Source organism: Rhodobaculum claviforme (assembly GCF_016653255.1).
GTDB lineage: Bacteria > Pseudomonadota > Alphaproteobacteria > Rhodobacterales > Rhodobacteraceae > Rhodobaculum > Rhodobaculum claviforme.
Window position 1 is genome coordinate 1 of record NZ_NHSD01000080.1, and the last position, 4,726, is coordinate 4,726.

Genomic DNA, 4,726 nt, shown 5'->3' on the forward strand with positions numbered 1-4,726 from the left:
ACCGGAGACGGGGCGGGGGTGGACATCATGGGCGGCCGGTGCGGGACAACGGGACGCACCCGTTTCGCATCCGGCCGCCCGGACCGCAAGACGACGCCGCTATGCCGCGCGGCTGCGCGCGAGCACCCGCGCCATCGTCTCGCCCAGCGCCGAGGGGTGCGGCGCCACGGTGATCCCCGCCGCCTCCAGGATCACCACCTTTTCCTGCGCGCTTTCCCCGAAGGCCGAGATGATGGCACCGGCATGGCCCATCTTGCGCCCCTTGGGCGCCGACAGCCCCGCGACATAGGCCACCACCGGCTTGGTCATGTGGTCGCGCACGAATTCGGCGGCGTCGGCCTCCTGCGGGCCGCCGATCTCGCCGATCATCATCACGGCGTCGGTGTCGGGGTCGGCCTCGAACAGCGCGAGGATATCGCGGAAGCTGGAGCCATTGATCGGATCGCCCCCGATGCCCACCGAGGTCGACACCCCGATCCCCAGCGCCTTCATCTGGGAGGCCGCCTCGTACCCCAGCGTGCCGGAGCGCCCCACGATGCCCACCCGCCCGGGGGCATAGATGTGCGGCGGCATGATCCCCATGAAGCCCTGTCCGGGGCTGATGATCCCGGCACAGTTCGGCCCGATCAGGCGCATCCGGCGCCCCTCGGGGTAGCGGCGCAGGAAGCGTTTGACCTTCATCATGTCCTGCGCCGGGATGCCGTCGGTGACGCAGACGGCGGTGCGGATGCCGGCGTCGGCGGCCTCCATGATCGCGTCCGCGGCGAATCCCGGCGGCACGAACACCAGCGAGGCTTCGGCGCCGGTGGCCGTGACGGCCTCGCGCACGGTGTTGAACACGGGGCGCTCCAGCACCGTGGCGCCGCCCTTGCCCGGGGTCACGCCGCCCACGACATTGGTGCCGTGCGCGATCATGTCGGCCGCGTGGAACTGTCCGATCCGCCCCGAGATGCCCTGGACGATGACGCGGGTGGTGGCGTCGATGAGAATGGCCATGGGTTTCCTCCCCTTCAGGCGGCGGCGCGGGCCGCGACGGCCTCGCGCGCGGCATCGGCCAGCGTGTCGGCGGTGATGATCGGCAGGCCCGAGGCGGCGAGGATCGCGCGCCCCTCGTCGACGTTGGTGCCCGACAGGCGCACCACCACCGGCATCGTGATCCCGAGCGTGCGATAGGCCTGGACCACCCCTTCGGCGATCCAGTCGCAGCGGTTGATCCCGGCAAAGATGTTCACCAGCATCACCCGCACCCGCGCATCCCCCAGCACGGTGCGGAAGGCGCGCAGCACCCGCTCGGGGCTGGCGCCGCCACCGACATCAAGGAAGTTCGCAGGTTCCCCGCCCGCCTGCTTGATCATGTCCATCGTGGCCATCGCCAGCCCCGCGCCGTTGATCATGCAGCCGATGTCGCCATCCAGCCCGACATAGTTCAGCCCCGCGTCCTGGGCCGCGGCCTCGCGCGGGTCCTCCTGGCTGCGGTCGCGCAGCTCGGCCACCGCGGGGCGGCGGAACAGCGCGTTGGTGTCGAAGCTCATCTTGGCGTCCAGCGCCATCAGGTCGCCCGAGGCGGTCACCACCAGCGGGTTGATCTCCACCATGGTCGCGTCCAGGTCGCGATAGGCGCGGTAACAGGCGCGCAGCACCGTCACCATCTTGGGCACCTGACCGGGCGCGAGGCCAAGGGCAAAGGCGAATTCGCGCGACTGGTACTCCGCCAGCCCCACCGCCGGATCGACCACCATGCGCACCAGCGCGTCGGGCTTTTCGGCCGCCAGCTCCTCGATCGACATGCCGCCCTCGGCCGCGCCCACGATCATGATGCGCTCGGACTTGCGGTCGAGGACAAGGCCCAGATACATTTCCTGCGCGATGTCGGTGCCTTCCTCGACATAGACGCGGTAGACGCATTTGCCCTGCGGCCCGGTCTGCGCCGTCACCAGCGTCTGGCCGAACAGGCTGGCCGCGGCATCGCGCACCTCATCCTCGGAGCGGCAGATCTTCACGCCGCCCGCCTTGCCGCGCCCGCCGGAGTGGATCTGCGCTTTCACCACCCAGACCTTGCCGCCCATCTCACGCGCGTGGAACGCCGCCTGCTCGGGGCTGTAGGCGAGGCCACCGCGCGGGATCGGCACGCCGGAACGCGCGAGGATCTCCTTGGCCTGGTATTCGTGGATGTCCATGTCGCTCCCCTCACGCCTTGGCCGCGATGGCGTCGGCCAGCACCAGCACGTTGGTGGCCATCTTCTCGCTCGCCGCATCGATCATCTTGCCGTCGAGCGAGGCCGCACCCCGCCCCTCGGCCTCGGCCTTGCGCAACTCCTCCAGAATGCGGCGGGCCTTCGTCACCTCCGCCTCGGGCGGCGAGAAGACGTCGTTGGCAAGCTCGACCTGGGACGGGTGGATCGCCCATTTCCCCTCGCAGCCCAGCGCCGCGGCGCGCTTCGCCCCGGCCGTGTAGCCCTCGGGGTCCGAGAAATCGCCGAACGGCCCGTCGATGGCGCGCAGGCCGTAAGCGCGGCAGGCGATCACCATGCGGCTGATGGCGGCGTGCCACTGGTCGCCGGGATAGTCCGGGTTCAGCCCGCCGATGTTGGTCGTCCGCGCCCGCAGCGAGGCCGAATAATCCGCCACCCCGAAGTGCAGCGCCTCCAGCCGGCCCTGCCCCTGGTTGGCGAACTGCGCGATGGCCTCGACATTCGCCATGCCCAGCGCGGTCTCGATCAGCGCCTCCAGGCCCACGCGGGTGCTCAGCCCGCAGCCCTGCTCGATCTGGTTGACCATCGCCTCGACCATGTACAGATCGGCGGGCACCCCCACCTTGGGCACCAGCAGCGTGTGGACCCGGTCGCCCGCCTGCTCCATCACATCGACCACGTCGCGGTACATGTAGTGGGTATCGAGCCCGTTGATCCGCACCGACACGGTCTTGCCCAGCCCCGCCCAGTCGATGTCGTTGAGCGCCTGCACCGCGTTCTTGCGCGCCTGCACCTTTTCGGGGGGGGCGACCGCGTCCTCCAGATCCAGGAACACGAAATCCGCGTCGCCCCGCGCGGCCTTGTCGATCATCGTGGGGTTCGAGGCGGGCACCGCCAGCTCCGAGCGTTGCAGCCGTGCGCGGCGCAGGGGGTGAAGGGTATGGCTCATGTCGTCTCCTCAAGGGTGTTGCGGTCCCCGGTGAGGGGGACCCTGCCACGCCTGCGCCCTGCCGCGAAGGCAAACCGGGTCCTGCTGTAAACGCGAGAGTTCACAGATCGTAATTTCTGTAATATTGTGAACATGACAGCCTGGGAAAGTGTGCGCCCGCATGCAGAAGACCTTCATCGGCCCCCGCCTGCGCCGCCTGCGCACCGAACGCGGCGAGACCCAGGCCCAGCTTGCGCGCGCGCTGGGCGTCAGCGCGTCCTATGTCAACCTGCTGGAAAACAACCAGCGCAGCGTGTCGGTCCCGATCCTTCTGCGGCTGATGGAGGTGACCGGCATCGACTGGCGCGACATCGCCGAGGATGACGAAGCCACCCACCTGGCCGACCTGCGCGCGGCGCTTGCCGATCCGCTGTTTGCCGTCGACCGCCCGGACCTCGCGCAGCTGCGCGCGGCGCTGGTGCACAGCCCCGGCCTGGTGGCGGCGTTCGTGAAGCTGCACCACAGCTACCGCGCCGCGACCGAACAGCTGCTGACGCTGGGCGCGGCGGGTGACGCGCCGGCCTCGCCCGAAGGCGTGATCCACGACCTGTTTCGCCGCAACCGCAACCACTTTCGCGACCTCGAGGACGCCGCCCTGCGCTTCTGGCCCGCCCCCGTGCCACCCGACGAGGTCTATGGCGCGCTCAAGTCCCGATTGCGCGCGGCGGGCATCCGCGTGCGGCTGGTGTCGGTGGCCGAGATGCCCCACTCGCTGCGCCGCCTCGACGAGGCCGCGGGCGAGGTGCTGCTGTCCGAGGCCCTCGACCACCCCAACCGGGTGTTCCAGCTGCTGCATGTCGCGGGCCTGCTCGACCAGCGCGGCCGCATCGACGCGCTGCTGGACCGCAGCGGCATCCCCCCGGGCCACGACCGCGCCCGCTGCCGGGTGGAGCTGGCGAACTACTTCGCAGCCGCCGTGCTGATGCCCTATGACCCCTTCCTGGCCGAGGCACGGGCCTCGAAATACGATTTCGACCATCTTGCCACCCGCTTCGGCGTCAGCTTCGAGCAGGCCTGCCACCGCGCCACCACCCTGCAACGCGAAGGCGCCCAGGGCGTGCCGTTCTTCTTTCTGCGCATCGACCGGGCGGGCAACGTCACCAAGCGCTTCAACGCAACCGAATTCCAGCTGGCCGAATACGGCGGCGCCTGTCCCCGGCTGGAGCTGCACATGGCCTTCCGCATCCCCGGCCGGATCGTGCCCCAGTTCGTCGAGATGCCCGACGCCAGCCAGTATTTCGTGTTCTCGCGCACCGTGGACCGCCCCAGTTTCGGCCGCCAGGCACAGGACCACCGGCTGTCGGTCGCCATGGGCTGCGCCATCCGCCACGCGGGCGACATCGGCTATGCCGAGGCATTCCGCCTGAGCGGCGCGGGCGCGACAGGGATCGGCATCAACTGCCGCGTCTGCCCCCGCCCCAACTGCGACCAGCGCGCGCATCAGGCGGTGGTGCTGACGCGCCCGCTGGATGAACGCCACCGCGGCGCCACCCGATTCGAAAGCTGAGCCCCCGCGTGCGCCCCGGGGATGGCGGGCGGGGCGGGC

4 protein-coding genes are annotated in these 4,726 nt (G+C 70.2%); 1 reads left to right on the forward strand and 3 read right to left on the reverse strand.

Annotated features, from left to right (window positions below; genetic code table 11):
- Window positions 1–99: 99 nt before the first annotated feature.
- Genes sucD through CCR87_RS01365 form a run of 3 tightly spaced genes read right to left on the reverse strand, consistent with a single transcriptional unit; the run spans window position 100 to window position 3,141 of the window.
- Entirely contained in the window at window positions 100–996 is an 897-nt protein-coding gene (gene sucD, locus CCR87_RS01355) for a succinate--CoA ligase subunit alpha (protein ID WP_201155534.1), read from the reverse strand.
- A gap of 14 nt (window positions 997–1,010) precedes the next feature.
- Window positions 1,011–2,177 (reverse strand): malate--CoA ligase subunit beta, encoded by a 1,167-nt coding sequence (locus tag CCR87_RS01360; protein ID WP_201155535.1) that lies wholly within the window; start codon window positions 2,175–2,177, stop codon window positions 1,011–1,013.
- Window positions 2,178–2,187: 10 nt separating this feature from the next.
- Entirely contained in the window at window positions 2,188–3,141 is a 954-nt protein-coding gene (locus CCR87_RS01365) for an HpcH/HpaI aldolase/citrate lyase family protein (RefSeq protein ID WP_201155536.1), read from the reverse strand.
- A gap of 160 nt (window positions 3,142–3,301) precedes the next feature.
- On the opposite strand from CCR87_RS01365, the gene CCR87_RS01370 reads away from it, so the two are divergent.
- Window positions 3,302–4,687: a helix-turn-helix domain-containing protein gene (locus tag CCR87_RS01370; RefSeq protein ID WP_201155537.1), complete on the forward strand. Its 1,386-nt coding sequence runs from the start codon at window positions 3,302–3,304 to the stop codon at window positions 4,685–4,687.
- Window positions 4,688–4,726: the final 39 nt, after the last annotated feature.